Here is a 1377-nt window from a genome sequence, read left to right on the forward strand (position 1 = left end):
ATTCCGCTAAATCTAATCTATTTAACATCATTAACTCAGCCTGAGTAACATCACCTTGCTTCGATTTTCTTATGATTTCTTCTACCTTATCAAGATAGCCGAGAGCGGGGACCCATTTGTTATCTGAAGATAAAACTTGCGGATCTATTGGTCCAAGTGATGAGGAGTAATCCATATATATTTTATCGCCTGACATGCACCAAATCGTGCCAGCTGACATCGCATAATCAGGGATTATAAAGTAAACCTCTTTGTAAAAATGCCTTGTTATTTCAACTAGCTTTTCTACTGATTCAACGCTACCGCCGGTAGTTTGTAGCATGATGACAAGTTTAGACCCCCCTCTTTGCTGAGCCGCTTTACCTAAGGCATCAATAACTGGTTGAAAAGCGCTTTTAGACCAAAAAGTTATTCCGCCATAGTAAGATATAATATCTGCATCAGGAAAAAATTCTGTTCTAAATTCGCTTAACATATAGCAAATATAGCCTTCTAATGTACTGTCCAGACTCTCCATTTCCATTCCTTGATTTTATTTATTTTACGTTAATTTCAAAGCGTAGTATGTTGCTCTTTCTGTGTGCCCTATAATACTAAATCACTTCCCTTAATATGTGATCGGAACTTTCTTAATCTGTGAAATGGAAAGAGAGCTAATTTATGGGAATGTGATAAAAAATATATTTCAAATTGATACTATGTTTGTGGGTTATATTATTGACAGGTGATTTTCATGATTGATATGAACCCGCAGAAAGTTGCGGGTTAGATATTGAGGTTATTTATTGTATTTCCTCAAGGTCACTTAAAAGATCCTGAGACTCCACTATGATATTAACCTGAAATTCCCCTGAATTATCACTATATGCGCCAGCCCTATCATCGAAAAAGAGTATCAATTCACCATCTACGGGGACTTTTTTCCGAAGAACTCCATTTCCTATTTTGTAGGTTTTGTTGGCAATTTTAGCAATTAAAGAGAAACTGGGTGTTACTGGTTGGTACATTGGCATAGTGCCTTCAGGTGAAGCCGATGCAGTATCAGCATAGGCATATTTCACCCATCCCCTAGCAACGACAGATATCACATCACCCACTTTGAGCAAAAGCCCTGTAGGTTGACCTTGTTCAGCATTTGCAGGAACAGATACAGACCAATTATTCAGCATAGTATTACCTCCAATATATTTTTATAACTTCATGAGGGGCTACTTCTCCGCCTGTGAACATCAATAAAAAGGTTCATCAATACTGGAGAGAACGTCTGATTAGGATGGCACGGAATGGTTGGTGGGACATTAACAAAATCTATTTGCCTATGACTGACTGATAAAACCTAGCATTTAAAAAGGACAATTATCTCCTTTAACTTAACCC

At 37.5% G+C, this 1377-nt stretch carries 2 protein-coding genes; both read right to left on the bottom strand.

Annotation, left to right across the window (positions count from 1 at the left end; all coding sequences use genetic code 11):
- On the bottom strand, positions 1 to 517 hold a 517-nt coding region (locus PSI22_RS21150), incomplete at its 3' end, for an SDH family Clp fold serine proteinase (protein ID WP_442316506.1).
- A gap of 265 nt (positions 518 to 782) precedes the next feature.
- Entirely contained in the window at positions 783 to 1166 is a 384-nt protein-coding gene (locus PSI22_RS21155; RefSeq protein WP_273581446.1) for a LecA/PA-IL family lectin, read from the bottom strand.
- Positions 1167 to 1377 lie beyond the last annotated feature (211 nt).

This window comes from Xenorhabdus aichiensis, from assembly GCF_028598775.1.
GTDB classification, from domain to species: Bacteria; Pseudomonadota; Gammaproteobacteria; order Enterobacterales; family Enterobacteriaceae; genus Xenorhabdus; species Xenorhabdus bovienii.